The sequence below is a fragment of the Klebsiella sp. P1927 genome, assembly GCF_018204675.1.
GTDB classification, from domain to species: domain Bacteria; phylum Pseudomonadota; class Gammaproteobacteria; order Enterobacterales; family Enterobacteriaceae; genus Klebsiella; species Klebsiella pneumoniae.
This window is the reverse complement of sequence record NZ_CP073377.1, coordinates 3,826,977-3,847,927: the sequence shown is the minus strand read 5'-3', so window position 1 is coordinate 3,847,927 and position 20,951 is coordinate 3,826,977. Positions and strand designations below refer to the sequence as shown.

The following is a 20,951-nucleotide window of genomic DNA, read 5'->3' as shown; positions in this document are numbered from 1 at the left end:
ACGCCTTACCCGGGCTACTTAGGCTACGTTCCGCATAGTTCGCGTAGCCCGGATAAGCGCAGCGCTATCCGGGGAAGGCAACGGATTAGTACAGCAGCGAATAGAGCTGACGACGATATTTGGCGGCCAGCGCATCGCCGGTACCGAGGGCGGCGAGGATCTCCTGCAGCATCTTGCGCGCCTGGCCATCGCCGGCGCCTAAATCTTTCTGCAGATGGCTGAACAGCAGGGCCAGCGCTTCTTCATTACGCCCGACCTGATGCAGCTGCAGCGCCAGCTGGGAGGCCAACTGCGCATCCTCCGGATTCTGTTCCACCTGCTGCTGCAGCTGCTGGATTTCCGGGGTGTCGGCGGCCTGTTTGAGCAGCTCAATCTGCGCCACCAGACCCTGATAGTGGGTATCCTGATCCTGCAGAGGAATGGTTTTCAGCACGCTTTCCGCTTCATCGGAACGGTGCAGAGCAATCAGCGTTTCCGCCAGCAGCAGGCCAATCTGGCTTTCCTGATTCGACAGCTGCCAGGCTTCCTTCAGCAGCGGCAGGGCATCGGCGTATTTTTCTTCCTGCATCAGGGCCAGCGCCTGCTGAGCTTTCAGCTCCTCTTCACGGGGCAGGACTTTATCCAGCAGGGCGCGGATCGCTTCTTCCGGCTGCGGGCCTTCAAAACCATCCACCGGCTGGCCGTTCTGGAACAGATAAACCGTAGGGATGGCGCGCAGACCAAACTGTGAGGCGAGCATCTGCTCGGCGTCGCAATCGACCTTCGCCAGCGTGAACTGGCCGTTGTATTGGGCTGCCAGGCGCTCGAGCACCGGGGTCAGCTGTTCGCAGTGCTGACTGCGGGCAGACCAGAAATAAAACAGCACCGGAACGTTCATGGACTGCTGTAGCGTCTGCTGCAGGTTCGCTTCGCTAATGTTGACAATATTCTGTTCGGACATGGGCATTTCTCGTTAGTCGATTTCTGTTTTACATGGGGGCGGCATTCCGCGCTTCAACTCAGCCGTGGATAATTTTGTCCATCGCGCGGGCAGGCAGCAGGCGCTTAAGCATCGCCACCGCGTGGGTGACCAGGGTGACCGGATAGCGCAGCTTTGGTTTATCGCTGGTAAAAGCATGGCGCACTTTTTCCACCACCGCCTCCGGCCCGAGGGTAAAGCGGGCGGCGATGCCCGGATTTTCTACGGGCTTATCGCTTTGCGTCTGGTTGACGTTATCGGTAAAGCGGGTGCGGATCGGGCCCGGTTCAATCAGGCTGACCTGAATACCGCTGTGGCGCAGCTCCATGCGCAGCGCGTCGGACCATGCCTCGAGGGCATATTTACTGGCGGCATAGGCTCCGCGGCCGGGACTGGCGATAAGCCCCATCACCGAGGAGGTCATCACGATGCGCCCTTCGCCGTGCGGCGTCATCGCCGGCAGCAGCAGCATGGTGAGCTGATGCGCGCCGAAAAAGTTAGCGGAAAATTGCTGTTCCATCTGCTGGCGGCTGATGGTGTTCAGCGGGCCATAGACGCCATACCCGGCGTTATTGAACAGGCCGTAGAGACGATTATCGGTCAGCGCAATCACCTCCGCTGCCGCGCGCTCCACGCTCTGCGGGTCATCCAGATCGAGCAAAATACCGGTTAGCCCCAGCTCCTGCATCCGCGCGACATCCTCTGCTTTGCGGCAGGCCGCCAGCACGCGAAAGCCCTGGCGGGTTAAATCCAGCGCGCTTTCCAGACCAATTCCGCTGGAACAGCCTGTCACTAAAACCGTTTTTTGCATAACTTTACCTGTCAGCGACCCCTGGCGTTCAGGAGTCATGATTAACTAAGGGAGCCAGCCGCTTCGCCATCCAGTCGGCGATAAACGGCTGCGCGTCGCGATTTGGATGAATGCCGTCGTCCTGCATCCATTGCGGCTTGAGATAGACCTCCTCCATAAAAAAGGGCAGGAGAGGAATAGCGAACTCTTTGGCCAGGGCCGGGTAAATCGCGCCGAAGGCTTCATTATAGCGGCGGCCATAGTTCGCCGGCAGGTGAATTTGCATCAGCAGCGGCTCGGCGTTGGCCGCTTTGATATCTTTAATAATGGTGCGCAGCGTCTGCTCGGTCTGCTGCGGCGGAAAACCGCGCAGTCCGTCATTGCCGCCGAGCTCAACCAGCACCCAGCGCGGCTGGTGCTGCTTAAGCAGCGCTGGCAGGCGAGCCAACCCCTGCTGCGAGGTATCGCCGCTGATGCTGGCGTTCACCACCGGCGTTTTCGCCTGCCACTGCTCATTGAGCAGCGCAGGCCAGGCGGCGTTGGCCGCCATCCGATAGCCAGCGCTCAGGCTGTCGCCGAGGATCAGCAGCGTGTCCGCCGCCATCGCGCGGCAGGTAAACAGGAACAACAACAGGAAAGGCACATGCCAGCGGAAAACATACTTGAAGTTCATCATCTTAAGAAGTCCGTCGGTCAGGGGGAGCATCAGCTCTCCATCCTTACCGGAGTTGAGCTGGTTGTCAAACCGCGGCAGACCATCGCCCTGATCGGCGAGTCGGGTTCCGGTAAATCGACCCTGCTGGCGATCCTCGCCGGCCTCGACGATGGCAGCAGCGGGGAAGTATCGATGCTGGGCAAACCGCTGCACCGGATGGATGAAGAGGCGCGGGCGGCGCTGCGGGCGCAGCACGTTGGTTTTGTTTTTCAGTCGTTTATGCTGATCCCGACGCTCAACGCCCTGGAGAACGTCGAGCTGCCGGCGCTGTTGCGCGGCGCCAGCGATAGCCAGAGCCGGGGCGATGCCCGCGCGCTGCTTGAGCAGCTGGGACTTGGCAGACGCCTGCACCACCTGCCGGCGCAGCTCTCCGGCGGCGAACAGCAGCGGGTGGCGCTGGCCCGGGCCTTTAACGGGCGCCCGGCCATTCTGTTCGCCGATGAGCCCACCGGCAACCTCGATCGCCAGACCGGGGACAAAATTGCCGATCTGCTGTTCTCGCTTAATCGCGAACACGGCACCACCCTGATCCTCGTCACTCACGATCCGCTGCTGGCGGCGCGCTGCGATCGCCGTCTGCGCCTGGTGGATGGCCAGCTGCGGGAGGAAGCATGATCGCCCGCTGGTTCTGGCGCGAATGGCGCTCGCCGTCGCTGCTGATCGTCTGGCTGGCGTTAAGCCTCGCCGTGGCCTGCGTGCTGGCCCTGGGGTCGATAAGCGATCGGATGGAGAAAGGCCTTAGCCAGCAAAGCCGTGAGTTTATGGCCGGCGACCGTACGCTGCGCAGTTCGCGCGAGGTACCCGCCGAGTGGATCGCACAGGCGCGGAAGTCAGGGCTGACCGTCGGCGAGCAGCTGAGCTTTGCCACCATGACGTTCGCCGGGGATACGCCGCAGCTGGCGGACGTTAAGGCGGTGGACGACCGCTATCCGCTGTATGGCACCCTCGAGACGCAGCCGCCGGGGCTGAAGCCGCAGGCGGGGAGCGTGCTGCTGGCGCCAAGGCTGATGGCGCTCCTGAACCTGAAAACCGGCGATACGATTGACGTTGGCGATGCCACGCTGCGCATTGCCGGGGAGGTGATTCAGGAGCCGGATGCAGGGTTTAACCCCTTCCAGATGGCGCCGCGACTGATGATGAATATGGCCGACGTGGCAAAAACCGGGGCCGTGCAGCCCGGCAGTCGCGTCGCATGGCGCTATAAGTTCGCCGGCGACGCTGAACAGCTGGCCAATTATGAGCAGTGGCTGCTGCCGAAGCTCGGCCCGGAGCATCGCTGGATTGGCCTTGACCAGGACGACAGCGCGCTGGGCAAATCCCTCGAACGCTCGCAGCAATTCCTGTTGTTATCCGCGCTGTTGACGCTGCTGCTGGCCGTCGCCGCAGTGGCGGTAGCGATGAGCCACTACTGCCGCAGCCGCTATGATCTGGTCGCCATACTCAAGACGCTGGGCGCCGGAAGGTCGCAGCTGCGCAAGCTTATCGTCGGCCAATGGCTGCTGCTGTTGACGCTGTCGGTGATAACCGGCGGGGTGGCGGGCCTGGCGCTGGAGCGTCTGCTGCTGCTGGTTCTCAAACCGGTGCTGCCCGCCGCGTTACCCGCTGCCAGCGGTTGGCCGTGGCTGTGGGCTATCGGGGCGACAGGCGTCATTTCCCTGCTGGTGGGCCTGCGACCCTATCGACTGCTGCTGGCGACCCTGCCGCTGCGAGTGCTGCGTCAGGATGTGGTGGCTAACGTCTGGCCGTTGAAAATCTGGATCCCGGCGGTTAGCGTCGTGGTGGTGGGCCTGTTGGCCTGGCTGCTGGGCGGCAGCCCGCTGCTGTGGTCGGTGCTGGCCGGGGCGGTGGTGCTGGCGCTGCTGTGCGGCCTGGTGGGCTGGGGATTGCTGTGGCTGCTCAAACGCCTGACGCTCAAAGCCTTGCCGCTGCGTCTGGCGGTGAACCGCCTGCTGCGCCAGCCGTGGTCGACCCTCAGCCAGCTGGCGGCGTTTTCCCTGTCGTTTATGCTGCTGGCGCTCCTGTTGGTGCTGCGCGGCGATCTGCTTGACCGCTGGCAGCAGCAGTTGCCCCCGCAGAGCCCGAACTACTTTCTGATCAATATCGCCCCTGAGCAGATAGTGCCGGTGAAGACCTTCCTCGCCGAACACCAGACGCGGGCGGCGGAATTCTATCCGATCGTCCGGGCCCGTCTGACGCAGATCAACGGTCAATCCACGGACGGGAACAAAGACGAAGCGCTGAATCGCGAGCTTAATCTCACCTGGAGCGAACAGCGTCCGGATCATAATCCGCTGGTGGCCGGCAGCTGGCCGCCGAAGCCGGGCGAGGTATCGATTGAGGAGGGGCTGGCGCAGCGGCTGGGGATAAAGATCGGCGATACAGTGACCTTTACCGGCGATACCCAGGAGTTCAGCGCGAAGGTCAGCAGCGTGCGCAAAGTAGACTGGGAGAGCCTGCGGCCAAACTTCTTCTTTATTTTCCCCGCCGGGGCGCTGGACGGGCAGCCGCAGAGCTGGCTCACCAGCTTCCGCTGGGATAACGGTCCCGCGATGTTGACCCAGCTGAACCGCGAGTTTCCCACCGTCAGTCTGCTGGATATCGGCGCCATCCTGCGTCAGGTCGGCCAGGTGCTCTCCCAGGTCAGCCGGGCGCTGGAGGTGATGGTGGGCCTGGTGACGGCCTGCGGCGTGCTGCTGTTGCTGGCGCAGGTGCAGGTCGGTATGCGTCAACGCCATCAGGAGCTGGTGGTCTGGCGCACGCTGGGGGCAGGAAAATCGCTGCTGCGCGCTACGCTGTGGGCGGAGTTTGCCCTGCTGGGGCTGGTTTCCGGCCTGGTGGCGGCGATAGGCGCGGAAGTGGCGCTGGCGATGCTGCAGACGAAAGTCTTTGATTTTCCCTGGGCGCCGGACTGGCGCCTGTGGGTGTTGCTGCCGCTGACGGGAGCGGTGTTGTTATCCCTGTGCGGCGGCGGGCTGGGGCTGCGTCTGTTAAAAGGAAAAGCGCTATTCCGCCAGTTTAGCCAGTAAGAATATTGCATTTTGATGATGCGCCGCCGTTTTTGGCGGCGCTTTTATTTTAAACGCACAAATTGATAAATCATTGATTTTTAAGAGCACAAAACATTAAAAACCCAACAACACGCTATGCTGATTCGCGGTTAATATTCAACTGGAAAATATAAGGTGGCTTATTAATCAAGGAAAAACTATGGCACACACAATAAAAGCGCTGGCGATCTCGATCGGCGCAGCATTAGCGTTAACGTCATTGCCTTCCCACGCGGAGATTACGCTGCTGAAACAAGATCCGCAGGCGGGCGATCCGTTAAGCCGGCTTAACTTTACCGTCGGCGGCAGTATCCGGCCGCAGTTCAACATGATGACCGGCGATGGCGACAAAGGCTCCTATAAGCGTAACGGTTTTGACGGCGGCACCCGCTTCCGCTTCGCGGCGGATTACTACCTGTTCGATGATATTAGCTGGATCAGCTACTATGAGCTGGGCGTGAACATTCCGGCGCTGTTTGACTGGGATAACCACTACGCGGAAGGCGCGAACAATACCACCCGCCGCATGCTGTATACCGGCCTGAAAAGCGATACCTGGGGTACGTTAACCTACGGGCAGCAGAACAGCATTTACTATGATGTGGTGGGGGTGAAAACCGATATCTGGGACTACGATATGATCGGTCAGGCCCCGGGGAACGGTATTAATGGCGATTACGATGGCTCCTATCGTTCACGTAATATGCTGAAATATAAGAAAACTGTAGGTGATGTCGATCTTTACGGCTCTTATCTGTTCGAAGACAGCGAATACCTGCCGGGTAACGGCCTGCGCTACAAGCGTAAAGGCGGTGGTTCTGTTGGCGCGGACTACCACATCATGAAGGATCTGACCTGGGGTACCGCGTGGAACTACACCCGCGCGGAAATGCGCGACCCGTCAAGCGCCGACAGCAAAACCTATGACCAGAATATCGTCGGTACCGCGCTGAGCTGGACCCCGGATAACTGGACCTTCTCCTTCGGCGGCGGCTGGTATCAGAACTTCCTCACCACCAAGAAAACCGATGTGCATAATTACTTTGCCGGTGACGCCTGGGGGATTGAATATTTTGCGGGCTATAAATTCCCGATCAATCAATACGCTGTTAAATCTATTCAGCCGTACTTTATGGGCGACCGTCTGGAATATGTGAACGGCCGCAACTATCAGCGTATCGATAACGGTCTGGGGATTAGCTTCCAGCTGGATTACGGTTTCCGCGTTGACTACGAACACGTGTTTACCTCCAGCACCGACAACCTTGGCGATATGAACCTGGTCCGTCTACGCTACGACTTCTAAGCGGTCACAACTCCCCGGTCGCGCGCGCTTACCGTGGCTACAAATCGCGCCGACCGGTAGCCCGGCTAAGGCGTTTACGCCGCAAGCCGGGACAATAGAGCATGCGATTACTTCGCCAGCCAGGCTGCGACCTCCTGCCAGCTGCCGCGAAAGAGAATTTTCCCGGCTTTTTTCCCCAACTGATAGCGATACATCGGGTCGTAGTACTCTTCCAGCAGCGGTACCAGCCAGGCAAAGTGCGCCTCGGTGCTGGCGGTGCGCTGCTGCTGCACCAGCGCCTCATCGAGCCGTTCAGTGAGCTGAGCAAAACGCTGCAGCCCCAGGCGACGGCGGATGGCAAACAGGCCGTGATGCAGATACTCGCCGTATGCCTGCCAGCCTTTCTCTTCGCCATACGCGGCGATAAAGTCGCGATACATGCGATCGAAATACTCTTCGCGCAGCCGTTCGAGGCGAACGTCAAACGGATCTTCCACCACCGCCAGCGGCGACTGCGCCATGCGGAGGCGCAGGCTCTCCGGTAGATGATTGGCGCCGATCATATGGCCTTCATCTTCCAGCACCCAGCGGGTCTGCTGTTCGGCTTTTTTAAGCAGGCTGACCGCCAGGTGGTTTTCAAAGGTGGCCTGCGGATGCTGATCCTGCAGGGTTCGACCGAATGAAGAACCGCGGTGATGAGCAAGCCCTTCCAGGTCGATACCGTCCGGGCGCGAGCAGACCAGTTGAGTTTTGCCGTTGCCGGTGCAGCCGCCAATCAGCACGATCGGGCGCTGCACCAGTTCGTCGGTGGCCTGGATCGCCGCCTGGCGTAGCGCTTTATAGCCGCCGACGATCAGGGGGTAATCCACGCCAGCTTCTTTCAGCCACTGCTGGACGATATGCGAGCGCTGGCCGCCGCGGGCGCAGCACAGGTAACCGTGCGGGTAACGGGCGCACGCTTCCAGCCACGCCTGAGTACGGCTGGCGCGCAGGTCACCCTGGACCAGTTTATGGCCGAGCGCCAGCGCCGCTTCCGGCCCCTGACGCTTGTAGCAGGTGCCGACCGCGGCGCGTTCTTCATCATTCATCAGCGGCAGGTTGATCGCCGCCGGCATCGCGCTTTGGCTAAACTCCACCGGGGCGCGTACGTCAATCAGTGGCGTATCGCTGGCAAGAATGGCGCGATAATCCGTCCCATTGGTCATGGGGTATCCTCTGAAGTCAAAACAGAAATGAGCTTTACAGCAAGGGGGGGATTGTACGCGCCTCAAGGTGTGCCGGGGAAGGGGATAGATCAAATCCCCGGCACGAAGGGCTTAGCTGAGCTGCGATTGCGCCCAGAACAGGCCGCTGGTGTACTCCGGCGGCAGCAGCGGCTTGATCGCTTCCAGCGTCGCGCTCAGGCGATCGGTATCGCTGTCGGTGAGGTTCAGGTGGCCGACTTTACGACCCGGGCGCACCTCTTTGTCATACCAGTGCAGGTGCACCAGCGGCAGCTTCAGCCAGTCGTAGTTAAGATCGGTGCCGATCAGGTTGATCATCACCGACGGGCTGTTGACCACCGGCGGCGGCAGCGGCAGGCCGGTAATCGCCCGCAGATGCAGCTCGAACTGGCTGATAGACGCCCCGTTCTGCGTCCAGTGGCCGCTGTTGTGCACCCGCGGCGCCAGCTCGTTAATCAGCAGCCCCTCGGCGGTAACGAAGCACTCCATCGCCATCACGCCGACGTAGTTCAGCTCGTTCATGATCGCCGTCAGCATGCTTTCCGCTTGTTCCTGCTGGCGGGCATTGGCCTGCGGGAAGGCGACGCTGGCGCGCAGAATACCGTCCTGATGCAGGTTACGGGTCAGCGGGTAGAAGACGGTGCTACCGTCATGAGCGCGGGCGCCCACCAGCGATACCTCGCCGGAGAAGTTAATCCCCTGCTCGACGATGCACTCGCCGTAGTTATCGGCCGGTAGCTGATCGATTTCGTTTTCCCGCAGACGCCACTGGCCGCGGCCGTCGTAACCGCCAACGCGACGCTTAACGATCGCCAGTTCGCCAAGGCGGGCAAACACCGCCGGCCACTCGCTTTTATCCGCCAGCAGCTGCCACGGGGCGGTGGCGAGGCCAAGCTTGTCAAACAGCTGCTTTTGCGTCAGGCGGTCGGCGATAATCGGGAAGACATCGCGGTTGACGAACGCCGGGTGGCGGGCCAGCTCGCGGGTGAGGGCGGTTTCCGGCCAGCGTTCAATTTCTGCCGTGATGACGCTCTGCTGGAACGGCACCGCTTCCGGGTCGGCTTCCAGGCCGACCGGCCAAACGGCGATGCCCAGCGGCTCGCCGGCCTGGCGCAGCATACGGCCTAACTGGCCGTTACCGAGCACGCATACCTGTTTCATGCCGCACCCCGCGGATCCGGATTATCCAGCACTTCATCGGTTTGCGCCTGACGCCAGGCGCTCAGGCGCTGGTGCAGTTCTGCATCATGCTGGGCAAGGATCTGCGCGGCGAGCAGGCCGGCGTTCGCAGCGCCAGCTTTGCCGATGGCCAGGGTACCGACCGGAATGCCGCGCGGCATCTGCACAATGGAGTAGAGGCTGTCGACACCGCTTAAGGCTGCGCTCTGAACCGGTACGCCGAGCACCGGCACCAGGGTTTTCGCCGCAATCATGCCCGGCAGATGCGCCGCGCCGCCTGCTCCTGCAATAATCACCTGATAACCGTGGCTTTCGGCGCTTTCAGCAAAGCTGAACAGCTTATCGGGCGTGCGGTGGGCTGAGACCACTTCGACATGGTACGGAACGTTCAGGGCATCAAGGATTTCTGCGGTAAATTGCATGGTAGCCCAGTCGCTTTTGGACCCCATCACGATGGCGATACGCGCCGAATTATTGCGGGAAGACATGCGTCTTAAAACTCCTGTGGGTGTGTTTCACACTGCTTTAGAGGCCACAGAGAATAGCATGAACTGCCAGCAAGGAAAACGGTTGCGTGCGCATGGTTAGCCGTCTTTTGTCTCGCCTGGAGGTGATGGCGGGAGTGCCTGATTGACCTTTATCTCCCTCATGATACAGGTGATAAGCAGCACTAACCCCCACGGGAGCATCAGGGTGCCCATAAGCAGTAAATAGATTTGTACCAGCCGGCTATCGTGAGGGCGGGTGCAGAGCAAATAAATGGCATAAAAATAGATAGCCCACGCCAGCATCGCACACCAGACAAACGTCAGCGTGTTGCCGATAACGACGCCGATTAAGGCGATATAACTTACCCCTAACGGATTGAGGATCGCGATGATCATTCCCCACATCAGCGGCTGACTCCACTTTTTCCTGCTCATGCTCGTTCCTTGAGAGTGACGTTGTGGAAGACTAGCATGCAGGGCGGGGGGAAGCGCGCACCTTCGCCCGGGCAAAAGGCGCTTTCGGAATTGTGCTCGCGCAGGAATTAGAACGGAAAGTGGATTAGTTCGACGTCGTCCGGCGTCACCTTGACCATCGAACCTTCGCTGTGCCAGGCGCCAAGTACCACGCGCCATGCGGGTTGGCCGTTGGCCTGCAGTTCATGGACCGCCGGGCGATGAGTATGGCCGTGGATCAGCCACTGCACGTGATGCCGCTCCATTGCGTCAACTACCGCCTGTGGATTCACATCCATAATTTCCATTGATTTACTGCTGTTGGCGGCTTTGCTGTCGGCGCGCATGCGGGCGGCGATGCGACGGCGGATAAACAGCGGCAGGGCCAGGAACAGACGCTGGATCCACGGGGTGTGGACTTTGGCGCGAAACGCCAGATAGCCTTGGTCATCGGTGCACAGTGTGTCGCCATGCATGATCAAGACTTCACGGCCATAGAGGTCCAGTCGCTCTTCTTCGGCGAGCAGGATCATCCCGCTCTGGCGGGCAAAGCGCTGGCCGACGAGAAAATCGCGGTTGCCATGGATGAAGTAGCACGGCACGCCGGCGTCGACGACGGCTTTGATTGCCGAGGCAATTTGTTGGTGCAGCGGGTTAGGATCGTCATCGCCGATCCATGCCTCAAACAGATCGCCAAGGATATACAGAGCGTCTGCCTGGCGGGCTTCTCCCTGTAAAAAACGCAGAAAACCGGCGGTGATCGCCGGTTCTTCTGTTTGCAGGTGCAAATCTGCAATAAAAAGTGTCGCCACGAATTACTCGCTGACGGTGACGCTTTTGATGATCACATCATCTTTCGGCACATCCTGGTGCATGCCGCTGCGGCCGGTGGCAACCGCTTTGATTTTGTCTACCACGTCCATGCCTTCAACCACTTCCGCGAAGACGCAGTAGCCCCAACCCTGCAGGCTTTCGCCGGAGAAGTTCAGGAAGTCGTTGTCAACCACGTTGATGAAGAACTGCGCGGTGGCAGAGTGCGGCGCCTGAGTACGGGCCATCGCCAGCGTGCCGCGGGTGTTTTTCAGACCGTTGTTCGCTTCGTTCTGAATCGGAGATTTGGTCGCTTTTTGTTTCATGCCAGGTTCAAAACCGCCGCCCTGAATCATGAAGCCGTTGATAACACGGTGGAAAATGGTGTTGTCGTAGAAACCTTCGCGGCAGTAGTCCAGGAAGTTTTTAACTGTTTCCGGCGCTTTGTCGTCAAACGTTTTGATTACGATATCGCCATGATTGGTGTGGAAAGTAACCATTTTTGCATCCTGTTCCGATGAGTGTGGTGCCAGCACCCGGTGTCGGGTGAGATATAGGGGGGTGTTATAGCATAACCGCGGGGGTCGATGCACCTTGCAATGTGTGCTGCGTCCGGTCTGAATTATGGGTATTATAGAGACTTCATTACCCACACACGTCTACACGGAATCTTCGATGTTAAAAATTTTTAATACACTGACGCGCCAGAAAGAGGAATTTAAACCTATCCATGCCGGGGAAGTCGGCATGTACGTGTGTGGTATTACCGTTTACGATCTCTGTCATATCGGCCATGGACGTACCTTCGTCTCCTTTGACGTCGTGGCACGCTATCTGCGTTTTCTCGGCTATAAGCTGAAGTACGTGCGCAATATCACCGATATCGACGACAAAATCATTAAGCGCGCTAATGAAAACGGCGAAAGCTTTGTCGCGCTGGTCGATCGCATGATTGCCGAAATGCACAAAGATTTTGACGCGCTGAATATTCTGCGTCCCGACAGCGAGCCGCGCGCAACGCACCATATTGCGGAGATCATTGAGATCACCGAGCAGCTGATCGCCAAAGGCCATGCTTACGTGGCAGATAACGGCGACGTGATGTTCGACGTGCCGACGGACCCGAACTACGGTCTGCTGTCGCGCCAGGATCTCGATCAACTGCAGGCGGGGGCGCGCGTCGACGTGGTTGACGTCAAGCGTAACCCGATGGACTTCGTCCTGTGGAAAATGTCGAAAGAGGGCGAGCCGAGCTGGCCGTCGCCGTGGGGCGCGGGCCGTCCGGGCTGGCATATCGAGTGCTCGGCGATGAACTGCAAGCAGCTTGGCAACCACTTCGATATTCACGGCGGCGGTTCGGATCTGATGTTCCCGCACCATGAAAACGAAATCGCCCAGTCCACCTGCGCCCACGACGGTGAATACGTCAACTACTGGATGCACTCCGGTATGGTGATGGTTGACCGCGAGAAGATGTCGAAATCGCTGGGTAATTTCTTTACCGTCCGCGACGTGCTGAAGTATTACGATGCGGAGACGATTCGCTACTTCCTGATGTCCGGCCACTATCGCAGCCAGCTGAACTACAGCGAAGAGAACCTCAAGCAGGCGCGTTCGGCGCTGGAGCGTCTGTACACCGCGCTGCGCGGGACGGACAAATCCGTCGACGCGGCGGGGGGCGAAGCCTTCGAAGCACGCTTTATCGAGGCGATGGACGACGACTTCAACACCCCGGAAGCCTATTCGGTGCTGTTCGATATGGCGCGTGAAGTAAACCGCCTGAAAACCGAGGACGCGGCCGCGGCGAACGCCATGGCGGCCCACCTGCGTAAGCTTGCTGCGGTACTGGGTCTGCTGGAGCAGGAGCCGGAGGCGTTCCTGCAGAGCGGCGCGCAGGTTGACGACGCGGAAGTGGCGGAGATCGAATCGCTCATCCAGCAGCGTCTGGACGCGCGCAAAGCGAAAGACTGGGCGGCGGCGGATGCGGCGCGCGACCGTCTCAACGAGATGGGCATTGTGCTGGAAGATGGCCCGCAGGGCACCACCTGGCGCCGGAAGTAAGCCATAAAAAAACGCCCGCAAAAGCGGGCGTTTTTATTTTCGTTGTCAGGCCGTGACGGTCACGCTCTGGCCTTCAAAGCTCACCGTCTGACCAGCGACGATTTTGCAGCGTTTGCGGGTTTCCACCGCGCCGTCGACTTTTACCAGCCCGTCGGCGATGGCGATCTTCGCCTGGGCGCCGCTTTCGCTCCAGCCTTCCAGCTTCAGCAGATCGCACAGCTCAACGTGCGGGTGTTTACCTAAGGAAAATGTCGCCATCTCAGGCCTCCTCAACGTCGTGATACTCTTCGCACGCCTGCAGCGTGTTCTGGATCAGGGTGGCGACGGTCATCGGGCCAACGCCGCCGGGAACCGGGGTGATGTAGGACGCGCGTTCGGCGGCATCTTCATACACCACGTCGCCGACCACTTTGCCGCTTTCCAGACGGTTGATGCCGACATCGACCACAATCGCCCCTTCTTTAATCCACTCGCCAGGAATAAAGCCCGGTTTGCCCACCGCGACGATCAGCAGGTCGGCGTTTTCGACATGATGGCGCAGGTTTTTTGTAAAGCGGTGGGTGACGGTGGTGGTGCAGCCGGCCAGCAGCAGCTCCATACTCATCGGGCGACCGACGATATTGGAGGCGCCAATGACCACCGCATTGAGGCCGTAGGTGTCGATATTGTAGCGTTCCAGCAAGGTCACGATACCGCGCGGAGTGCACGGACGCAGGCGCGGCGCGCGCTGGCACAGGCGGCCAACGTTGTAAGGATGGAAGCCGTCGACGTCTTTATCCGGCGCGATGCGCTCGAGAACTTTGACGTTATCGATCCCTGCCGGCAGGGGCAGCTGAACCAGAATACCGTCGATGGTCTTATCGGCATTCAGAGTGTCGATAAGCTCCAGCAGCTCGGCTTCGCTGGTGGTTTCCGGGAGATCGTAAGAGCGGGAGACGAAGCCCACTTCTTCACATGCTTTGCGCTTGCTGCCGACATAAATCTGCGAGGCCGGGTTGCTGCCGACCAGCACCACGGCCAGCCCAGGGGCGCGTTTTCCGGCCGCAACGCGAGCCTTCACTTTTTCCGCAACCTCAGAGCGTACCTGCTGCGCAATCGTTTTACCGTCAATAATTTTTGCTGCCATCAGAGAGAGGATTCCATCTGTATCTTTACGAAAGGGGGATGAGGATATTTTGTCAGAAGCGGGCCTCGCTGTCAGTCCTCGTTTGCTGTTTTATCCTGTCTGAGGCTAATTTAGCCTGTTATGACCATGGTTATTACATGGTTATTGGTGCGTTGCGCCTGGCCACTGAGTCGATTTACGCGCGCATGAGCCCCAGCGGTATGCTTCTTGTACAGTTGGTGGGGGATATTTCGCCAGCGTCGTATAAGCCCGCAGTTTCCTGGCAAAATGGATTGACTCAACCGACGTGGACCGTATAATTCCACGCGTTTCACTCCGCGAAGCACTCGCTTCTCAGGGCGCCCTTAGCTCAGCTGGATAGAGCAACGGCCTTCTAAGCCGTAGGTCACAGGTTCGAATCCTGTAGGGCGTGCCATTTAATAATCAATCACTTATCAACTTCCTCCAGTCGCTGATTTTTCCTTGTGGGACATATTTGGGACATCTTCTGCAAAAATTTGCAAAAATTGAGTCAATTTGACGTGCGTGCTCAGTTAAATGGTTAGGTGCCAGGTGAGCATATCGACGGACCATTTCGATGATTCTAATGTCTTGTAGTATCTGTCGGACGATGGCCAGTCAGAGTACAGCATTACTGCTCTGTAATATCGAACAGAATGGTTAATGCTGGTTATAGCTGAGTGCAGAATAAGCGCTCTGCAGGAATGTGAAAATATGTTGCCGGTAACAGGCTAATAGTCATTATAGCTTTAGGTTCTGTCTGACTGGGTTAAATATCGCATTTTAAGCTGGCGTGAAGTACAGTTGTTATAGATCAATATTGAACACTATTTGAAAGCATACCCTCGATGTTCATCCACTGCCTGGAAAGATCCGAATGAACATCAAATTCGTCGCCATCTCCGTATTCGCTGTTGTTTGCGTCTTTGCATCAGATATTTCCATCGCCAAATCGAATTCCTTAAGCGATGATCAGGTCAGTCAAAGGATTATTGATGATTCTGTCGCATCCTACCCCGGTACTTGTGCCTGTCCCTTCAATACCGCCCGGAACGGCAGCTCGTGCGGTGGCCGCAGTGCCTGGAGCAAAGCTGGTGGGTACTCACCTATTTGCTACAAGAAAGAGGTAACAAAGGAGATGGTTAAGGCGTGGCGACAAGAGAATCAATGATAACGATCAATATCTGAACCAGGTGATTACTTACACTGGAATAGTAGTTTAAATAATATTAAATGATTATTTCGAATACTGCAGCCCATTTGCAGTAAGCACTGTTCTGGTAGAGGCGGCAGAGGCCACGGCGTATATCTTTTTACCTTGTGATATTTGAACCCAGCAAATCTATTTCCCCTGCCTGATAGACTTAGTGTCACCGTATCCTGTTACTAAGAGCACGGGGCTACCTACTCATAAGACACTTCCTCTTCTTACGAGGAAACCGGTTCAGCGTGTTGTGTGTGGAGACAGTACCCATCAACTCAAACTGATAACAAAAAGTTTAATTTTTTTCCCCGCCGCGCTGACTATAGTTAGGGCACTTTCACTTGCCCAATAAGGTCACGATTATGAAATTAGTTATCGCCTCCGTAATTTCTCTGCTCAGCTTCAGCGCGCTGGCGGCGCCAGAGGGGACGCTCAGCGTACACATTCTTAATCAGCAAACCGGGCTCCCTTCACCGGGGGTGCAGATTGAGCTGGATAAACAGCAGGGGGAGAGCTGGCAGCATATCGCCACCGGTAAAACGGATGCCGATGGGCGGATTAAATCGCTCTATCCGCAGGCGGAGAATATGGAGCCGGGGGTGTATAAAGTGACGTTTAAAACCGGTGACTATTTTAAAAGCCAAAATATGAATACGTTCTTCCCGGTGATTCCGGTTATTTTCAATGTCACAAAGCAAAATCAAAAACTGCATATCCCGCTGCTGCTCAGTCAGTACGGATACTCTACCTACCGCGGCAGCTGATGACCCAAGCCGCTATCCAGCCAACGCCTGCGCGGCTTCCGCAGGCGTCACGCTTTTCTCGCACCACGATGTCCATGCCTAACGCTCGGTCTCTTTCTCTTTAAAGTGTTTAACGGCTTCGTCGTACATCGCCAGCAGGCCGGAAATTTCGCCTTCATATTGCGGCACGCGCTGGGCGCGAACGAGCTCAATCAGCAGCGCATAGGCTGCTTCTTCCGGGGCCGCATGTGGATTGATCAGTCCAGACATATCACCTCCTTAACAGTGGGCCTTTAGCCTACCCCTCGGCGGGAAAACGCAACAGCCTGATATGCAACCAGTACTTCTTATATGGCTCTTTTGAAACCTCTGAGGCGAAGACCACGGCGGAAATCAATTGAAGGAGGGGTTATCCAGACCACTGGCGTGGCGGTTAGCGGTGCATCTACACCGGCAGGAGGCTCATCATCAGCCAGGCGATGGCGATGCAGATAAGGGTCATCGACAGCACAAAATTCATGGTAGCTCCTCTTCATCCTTTCTTTACTCAACGTAAATTTTGACAGCGATGATCGCCTTTATCCTTGGCGATTTGTGCCGCTATCCGGCGGTGGGCTGGGGAAAGACGGCCTGTTTCCCCGTGAAGGCCAGCAAAATATCCTCTTTGTCAGGGTTATAGTGATGACATCAATGAATAAGCTGCATCACATTGGTTATGTTGGTCTTTCCGCCTGAAGAATGACTTCGGGTCGCTGATAAGCTTGCTGGGGGAATAACAGGATGAGCACTACACCGTTAACGCTTTCTTTTGCCGGACAACAACCGCCCCTCGCCCTGCCGCAGGTGCCGGGAACGCGGGGGCCGGTGGGAGTCGACATGCGCGGGCTAGATCAGTCCGGATTCTGCAGCTATGACCCCGGCTTCGCCAACACCGCCGGATGCCAGTCGGCGATCTCGTGGATCGATACGGAAAACAGCGTGCTATTGCACCGCGGCTATCCGGTGGATCAGCTGGCTCGCCAGTGCGATTTTCTCGAAGTGGCCTACATCATGCTGAACGGTGACGCGCCGGATGAGGCCAGCTATCAAACCTTTCGCGAGACCATCACCCGCCATACTCTGGTCCACGAGCAGATAGCCCGCATGTGCAGCGGCTTTCGTCGCGATTCGCACCCGATGGCGCTGATGTGCGCCCTGGTGGGGGCGCTGGCGGCGTTCTATCATGATGTACTGGATGTGGAAAATCCGCAGCACCGGGCGCTGGCCGCCACCCGGCTGCTGTCGAAAATGCCCACTATCGCCGCCATGAGCTACAAGTACACCATTGAACAACCCGCCGCGTATCCGCGCAACGATCTCTCCTATGCCGGAAATTTCCTGCAGATGCTGTTTGCTATCCCGGCGGAGAAATATGTTCTGAATCCGGTCATCGAGCAGGCGATGAACCAGATCCTGGTGCTGCATGCCGATCACGGGCAGTGCGCCTCGACCACTACGGTGCGCGCGGCGGGCTCCTCCGGGGCGAACTTATTCGCCTGCGTCGCCGCCGGGCTGGCGTCGCTGTGGGGGCCGATGCATGGCGGAGCAAATGAATCGAGCATGCGAATGCTGGAGGAGATTGAAAGCGTCGATCAGGTTCCGGCGTTTCTGCGCCAGGCGAAGCGCGATCCGCAGGCATTTCGCCGGCTGGGTTTTGGCAACTCGCGCTACCGTCACCGTGACCCGCGCGCCGATATCCTGCGTGAAACCAGCCATCGGGTGCTGGCGGAGGTAGGCATGTCTGACCGCCTGCTGCAGGTGGCGATGGCCCTTGAGGACGTGGCGCTGACCGACCCCTATTTTGTGGACAATGGCCTGTCGCCAAGCGTGGATTTCTATACCGCGGTGATCCTTAAAGCGATGAATCTGCCTTCGTCGATGTTTGCGGTGGTCACCGCGGTCGGTCGGACGGTCGGGTGGGTGGCGCACTGGAACGAGATGCACCAGGCGCCGCTGACCATCTACCGGCCACGGCAGATTTACGTTGGCGAGGGCTATCGGGATTACGTCTCCCGACGCGGCGAGCGGTCTGCTGAGCTAAGGTAATGCCTTACAGGCAGGAGGCGCGCGGCGTCTTCCTGCCCAGGCGGGTTACTACTCAGAGATGCCGGGAGAGCAGATAGTGCTCGACGGCGGTATATTCGGTTAACCGGGTATACAGCGCCAACAGGGCGCTGAGAAAAGCGCCTACCTCACAGGCCTGCGGCCTGGGCGTGGCGAGTAATTGCTGTAGCGTAGCTCTCAGTTGATCAAGGTCGGGCTTCAGCACATACGGTATATGCAGGGTGCTGAGGATGGTTTCAGTCTGCTGGAAATCATGACGAGATGGCAACGCCTCGTCTGCGCTTAGCCAGCTCAGGATAATCAACATGAGGCGATTTTTAGCGTAGAGATACGATTTCATGGCCTGTCTCCTGTCGGTAGTGGCGCAACACCATCCCCTGAACTTTGTTCATCAGTTCCACGTTATTTTTCACCGCCAGCTTGCTAAGGACGCGTGAACGGTAGTAGTAGACCCGTTTGATCGTGAGCTGCATGGTGCTGGCCACGTGACACAACGGCATTCCCCCCATCAGCAGGCTGATTAAAAAAGTTTCCTTACGGGTCAGGTTATAGCTGTCAGGTATGGCGATATAGAGCTTGTCGGCGGGGGGCGATGTCAAGCGCGGACCGCGGGCAAGGGCAGCGCTGAGCCCGGCAAAACTGGTGATGAACTCTGCGCCGAGCACAATGGCGAGGCTGCGTTCGAGCTCGCTCAACGGGTAGCCTGATTTGGCAAAAATAAAGATCCGGATCAGGGGATTAAACGATTTTAAACTGAGCGCGACCTGCAGTACTTCGATGCTGACGCTGCTGTAATCAATAAGGATGGTGCTTAGCCGGGCTCCGGCATCGGTCGCAAAAAAAGTATAGAACATCTCACTCTGTCCACTAAACGGGTAACAGAGTATTTCTTTAATATCCAGAGGCTTGCTGTTTGGTTCATTAATATACGCTTTCAGGGCAATATTAAAATATTCTGAATCCGCAATGCAGATCAACATAATGACCTCCTGGCATAAATACGCTGTGCATGCTGTCCTGCCTGATTCGACAATTTACTGTAGAGAATACCCACCTGAAATAACATACTCCCTGCGCTTTCAATCCAGGGGGGGAGAACGTGGGAGGAGGTGGTTAATAATGAGGGTGAGATAGTTAGATCGCATTTCTCGAATGTTTTTTAGAAAATAAAAAATAAAAATTACCTTTTATTTACAGTGAGTTGTGTTTTTATTGTGCGTCAGTTTTATTTCTTTTTCAAAGTGGTGTTAAGACTTTTCTATAAAAAGTAGAAATGGTCCTGGTGGCGAATTTGAATAATAAATAATGAAGTGAGTAGGATGTCAGTGCAGGGAAGGGGTTAAAAGATAACAGGTTAATCCAATGGACTGAGCATTAATAAATTGTACGTATAAAGTACGTCAGGGTATTTCCTGAACGATTCTCCATAAGCGTGGTGATGAGGAGTGAAGATGAAAAAATACAGCAGAGGAATGGCATCTTTCGTGGTGATGATGATGCTTTCTCCGGTAGCGGCACAGGCTGCTGATGGCAAAGTCACCTTTAATGGTGAAGTCATCGAAAATACTTGTACGGTAGTGAATAAAGACAAGACGGTAACCCTACCGACGGTCCAGCGTTCAGCGCTCAGCAGCGCGGGTGAAACGGCGGGCGTGGTTCCCTTCACCATCGATCTGACGAGCTGCACCCCAGGGGCTGATGTCTCGGTGTACTTCGAGAAAGATCAATACGTTTCCACGGAGGGTCGACTAAAAAACACTCTGTCTGACGGCACGGAAGCAGAAAACGTCGATGTGGAGCTGCTGAACACTCGGTTTACGCCGATTAACCTCGCGGAGACCCCGGCGGTCGCTGCAGACGGCACCATTGCTCGCCCGGACGTGATCCCGGTGGCGGTGGCTGAGCAGGATGGTTCCGCCTCGCTGCCTTTCTATGCCCGCTACTATGCGACCGACGCCGCTACGGCTGGAAAAGTCGCTACCTACGTCAACTTTACGGTGGTCTATCCGTAACCCCTGTCCACGGCCCCGTTCAGGGGCCGTTTATCCACCCGGCAAGGAGGAGGTGAATATGCGGCGTATGGTTCTGGCACTGCTGCTGTCCAGCTATTTACCCTCGGCGGACGCCAGCATGGTTATTGACGGCACACGGATTATTTTTTCCGGCGACAAAAAAGAGATCGCCGTCCGGGCCACCAATATGGGGGAGACCCCCTCTCTGACGCAGGTCTGGGTCGACGATGGCCGCGTGCAAAATCAACCGGAAAAGGATGCGGCGCCGTTTATTGTGCTGCCGCCGATTGTGCGCATCGAACCGGGAAAAGGCCAGAGCTGGCGCCTGGTGTTTAACGGCAGCCGCCTGCCGCAGGATCGGGAATCGCTGTTCTGGTTCAATCTTCTGGATATCCCACCTGAGCCGAAAAATGGCAAGACTGACAATTACCTGCAGCTCGCGATACGGTCGCGTATCAAGCTGTTTTACCGTCCGGCAGGCGTGGCGGCGGAAAAAATAGCCGCGGAAAAAGCCCTGAGCTGGGCGCTGGCTCCTACGGGCAACGGGCTGCGGGTGAGCAATGCCTCAGCGCGCTATATCACCATCGACAGCATCACCCTTAACGGAAAAAAACACGCTGCCGGCATGGTCGCCCCGTTTTCCTCGCTGGAGATCGCGCCTAAAGGGGTCGCGCTGCGCACGCTGCCAGCCAAATTCAGCTTCACCACCATCAATGATTACGGCGCGGTAGTGAATCATAATTATCCTCAGTAA

General features: G+C 57.4%; 25 protein-coding genes, 1 tRNA gene and 1 pseudogene. 11 read left to right on the top strand and 16 right to left on the bottom strand.

What is annotated here, in order from left to right; all coding sequences use genetic code 11:
- Positions 1-85 precede the first annotated feature (85 nt).
- From KB892_RS19400 to tesA, 3 genes are read right to left on the bottom strand one after another with little or no spacing between them, the layout of a single operon-like run.
- Positions 86-940: a co-chaperone YbbN gene (locus KB892_RS19400; protein ID WP_002892263.1), complete on the bottom strand. Its 855-nt coding sequence runs from the start codon at positions 938-940 to the stop codon at positions 86-88.
- Positions 941-998: 58 nt separating this feature from the next.
- The gene (locus KB892_RS19395) at positions 999-1,808 is read right to left on the bottom strand and encodes an SDR family oxidoreductase (RefSeq protein ID WP_004221682.1); all 810 of its coding nucleotides are present in this window, start codon (positions 1,806-1,808) and stop codon (positions 999-1,001) included.
- Positions 1,798-2,421 (bottom strand): multifunctional acyl-CoA thioesterase I/protease I/lysophospholipase L1, encoded by a 624-nt coding sequence (gene tesA / locus KB892_RS19390; protein WP_004196998.1) that lies wholly within the window; start codon positions 2,419-2,421, stop codon positions 1,798-1,800. Before tesA ends, KB892_RS19395 begins: the two co-directional genes overlap by 11 nt.
- Between tesA and ybbA the strand changes: the two genes are divergently transcribed.
- Together ybbA and ybbP are read left to right on the top strand one after the other, a co-directional pair.
- Complete coding sequence (ybbA, locus tag KB892_RS19385) at positions 2,392-3,078, top strand: putative ABC transporter ATP-binding protein YbbA (protein WP_004151324.1); 687 nt, start codon at positions 2,392-2,394, stop codon at positions 3,076-3,078. The genes tesA and ybbA overlap by 30 nt on opposite strands.
- Positions 3,075-5,489, top strand: coding sequence for a putative ABC transporter permease subunit YbbP (gene ybbP, locus KB892_RS19380; protein ID WP_004147400.1), 2,415 nt, complete (start codon positions 3,075-3,077; stop codon positions 5,487-5,489). The genes ybbA and ybbP overlap by 4 nt, the downstream gene beginning before the upstream one ends.
- Here ybbP and KB892_RS19375 read toward each other — a convergent pair.
- Positions 5,466-5,579, bottom strand: coding sequence for a hypothetical protein (locus KB892_RS19375; RefSeq protein WP_004219504.1), 114 nt, complete (start codon positions 5,577-5,579; stop codon positions 5,466-5,468). The two genes, ybbP and KB892_RS19375, sit on opposite strands and share 24 nt — an antisense overlap.
- 91 nt (positions 5,580-5,670) lie before the next feature.
- On the opposite strand from KB892_RS19375, the gene KB892_RS19370 reads away from it, so the two are divergent.
- Positions 5,671-6,816, top strand: coding sequence for a porin (locus KB892_RS19370; protein WP_004142997.1), 1,146 nt, complete (start codon positions 5,671-5,673; stop codon positions 6,814-6,816).
- Positions 6,817-6,923: 107 nt separating this feature from the next.
- Here the strand turns inward: KB892_RS19370 and mnmH are convergent, their stop codons facing one another.
- The 6 genes from mnmH to ppiB form a co-directional block, all read right to left on the bottom strand.
- Positions 6,924-8,000, bottom strand: a complete 1,077-nt coding sequence (mnmH, locus tag KB892_RS19365) for a tRNA 2-selenouridine(34) synthase MnmH (RefSeq protein WP_004151323.1) — start codon at positions 7,998-8,000, stop codon at positions 6,924-6,926.
- 111 nt (positions 8,001-8,111) lie between these two features.
- The gene (gene purK / locus KB892_RS19360) at positions 8,112-9,179 is read right to left on the bottom strand and encodes a 5-(carboxyamino)imidazole ribonucleotide synthase (RefSeq protein ID WP_004143002.1); all 1,068 of its coding nucleotides are present in this window, start codon (positions 9,177-9,179) and stop codon (positions 8,112-8,114) included.
- Complete coding sequence (gene purE / locus KB892_RS19355) at positions 9,176-9,685, bottom strand: 5-(carboxyamino)imidazole ribonucleotide mutase (protein WP_004151322.1); 510 nt, start codon at positions 9,683-9,685, stop codon at positions 9,176-9,178. The genes purK and purE overlap by 4 nt, the downstream gene beginning before the upstream one ends.
- 96 nt (positions 9,686-9,781) lie before the next feature.
- Positions 9,782-10,120, bottom strand: a complete 339-nt coding sequence (locus KB892_RS19350; RefSeq protein WP_004151321.1) for a hypothetical protein — start codon at positions 10,118-10,120, stop codon at positions 9,782-9,784.
- 107 nt (positions 10,121-10,227) lie between these two features.
- Positions 10,228-10,950, bottom strand: a complete 723-nt coding sequence (gene lpxH, locus KB892_RS19345) for a UDP-2,3-diacylglucosamine diphosphatase (RefSeq protein WP_004151320.1) — start codon at positions 10,948-10,950, stop codon at positions 10,228-10,230.
- 3 nt (positions 10,951-10,953) lie between these two features.
- Positions 10,954-11,448 carry a peptidylprolyl isomerase B gene (gene ppiB, locus KB892_RS19340; protein ID WP_004151319.1) on the bottom strand — a complete coding sequence of 165 codons (495 nt, stop codon included), beginning with the start codon at positions 11,446-11,448 and terminating at the stop codon, positions 10,954-10,956.
- Positions 11,449-11,623: 175 nt separating this feature from the next.
- On the opposite strand from ppiB, the gene cysS reads away from it, so the two are divergent.
- Complete coding sequence (cysS, locus tag KB892_RS19335) at positions 11,624-13,009, top strand: cysteine--tRNA ligase (RefSeq protein ID WP_004143010.1); 1,386 nt, start codon at positions 11,624-11,626, stop codon at positions 13,007-13,009.
- 45 nt (positions 13,010-13,054) lie between these two features.
- Here the strand turns inward: cysS and ybcJ are convergent, their stop codons facing one another.
- Together ybcJ and folD are read right to left on the bottom strand one after the other, a co-directional pair.
- Positions 13,055-13,267 (bottom strand): ribosome-associated protein YbcJ, encoded by a 213-nt coding sequence (gene ybcJ / locus KB892_RS19330; RefSeq protein ID WP_004143016.1) that lies wholly within the window; start codon positions 13,265-13,267, stop codon positions 13,055-13,057.
- A 1-nt stretch (position 13,268) separates the two neighbouring features.
- Positions 13,269-14,135, bottom strand: a complete 867-nt coding sequence (folD, locus tag KB892_RS19325) for a bifunctional methylenetetrahydrofolate dehydrogenase/methenyltetrahydrofolate cyclohydrolase FolD (RefSeq protein WP_004143017.1) — start codon at positions 14,133-14,135, stop codon at positions 13,269-13,271.
- Between the two features lie 338 nt (positions 14,136-14,473).
- Here folD and KB892_RS19320 point away from each other — a divergent pair.
- Positions 14,474-14,550: transfer RNA gene (locus KB892_RS19320), tRNA-Arg, on the top strand.
- Between the two features lie 19 nt (positions 14,551-14,569).
- On the opposite strand, the pseudogene KB892_RS31225 reads toward KB892_RS19320, so the two are convergent.
- Positions 14,570-14,714 (bottom strand): annotated as a pseudogene (locus KB892_RS31225) (integrase); the annotation flags it as partial.
- Between the two features lie 298 nt (positions 14,715-15,012).
- Here KB892_RS31225 and KB892_RS19315 point away from each other — a divergent pair.
- Positions 15,013-15,306, top strand: a complete 294-nt coding sequence (locus KB892_RS19315; protein WP_002892360.1) for a hypothetical protein — start codon at positions 15,013-15,015, stop codon at positions 15,304-15,306.
- 395 nt (positions 15,307-15,701) lie between these two features.
- On the top strand, positions 15,702-16,103 hold the full coding sequence (uraH, locus tag KB892_RS19310) for a hydroxyisourate hydrolase (RefSeq protein ID WP_002892366.1): 402 nt from the start codon (positions 15,702-15,704) through the stop codon (positions 16,101-16,103).
- 78 nt (positions 16,104-16,181) lie between these two features.
- Here the strand turns inward: uraH and KB892_RS19305 are convergent, their stop codons facing one another.
- Positions 16,182-16,352, bottom strand: coding sequence for a hypothetical protein (locus tag KB892_RS19305; protein ID WP_002892370.1), 171 nt, complete (start codon positions 16,350-16,352; stop codon positions 16,182-16,184).
- A 324-nt stretch (positions 16,353-16,676) separates the two neighbouring features.
- Between KB892_RS19305 and KB892_RS19300 the strand changes: the two genes are divergently transcribed.
- Both KB892_RS19300 and KB892_RS19295 read left to right on the top strand, forming a co-directional pair.
- Entirely contained in the window at positions 16,677-16,817 is a 141-nt protein-coding gene (locus tag KB892_RS19300; RefSeq protein ID WP_004142684.1) for a hypothetical protein, read from the top strand.
- Between the two features lie 45 nt (positions 16,818-16,862).
- Positions 16,863-18,167, top strand: a complete 1,305-nt coding sequence (locus tag KB892_RS19295; RefSeq protein WP_004198770.1) for a citrate synthase — start codon at positions 16,863-16,865, stop codon at positions 18,165-18,167.
- A 52-nt stretch (positions 18,168-18,219) separates the two neighbouring features.
- On the opposite strand, the gene KB892_RS19290 is transcribed toward KB892_RS19295, so the two are convergent.
- A complete protein-coding gene (locus KB892_RS19290; RefSeq protein WP_002892375.1) occupies positions 18,220-18,525 on the bottom strand; it encodes a hypothetical protein in 306 nt (101 codons plus the stop codon).
- A complete protein-coding gene (locus KB892_RS19285; RefSeq protein WP_002892378.1) occupies positions 18,503-19,165 on the bottom strand; it encodes a LuxR C-terminal-related transcriptional regulator in 663 nt (220 codons plus the stop codon). Before KB892_RS19285 ends, KB892_RS19290 begins: the two co-directional genes overlap by 23 nt.
- 471 nt (positions 19,166-19,636) lie before the next feature.
- Between KB892_RS19285 and KB892_RS19280 the strand changes: the two genes are divergently transcribed.
- Both KB892_RS19280 and KB892_RS19275 read left to right on the top strand, forming a co-directional pair.
- Positions 19,637-20,197 carry a fimbrial protein gene (locus tag KB892_RS19280; protein ID WP_004151792.1) on the top strand — a complete coding sequence of 187 codons (561 nt, stop codon included), beginning with the start codon at positions 19,637-19,639 and terminating at the stop codon, positions 20,195-20,197.
- A gap of 58 nt (positions 20,198-20,255) precedes the next feature.
- Positions 20,256-20,951, top strand: coding sequence for a fimbrial biogenesis chaperone (locus tag KB892_RS19275; RefSeq protein WP_002892383.1), 696 nt, complete (start codon positions 20,256-20,258; stop codon positions 20,949-20,951).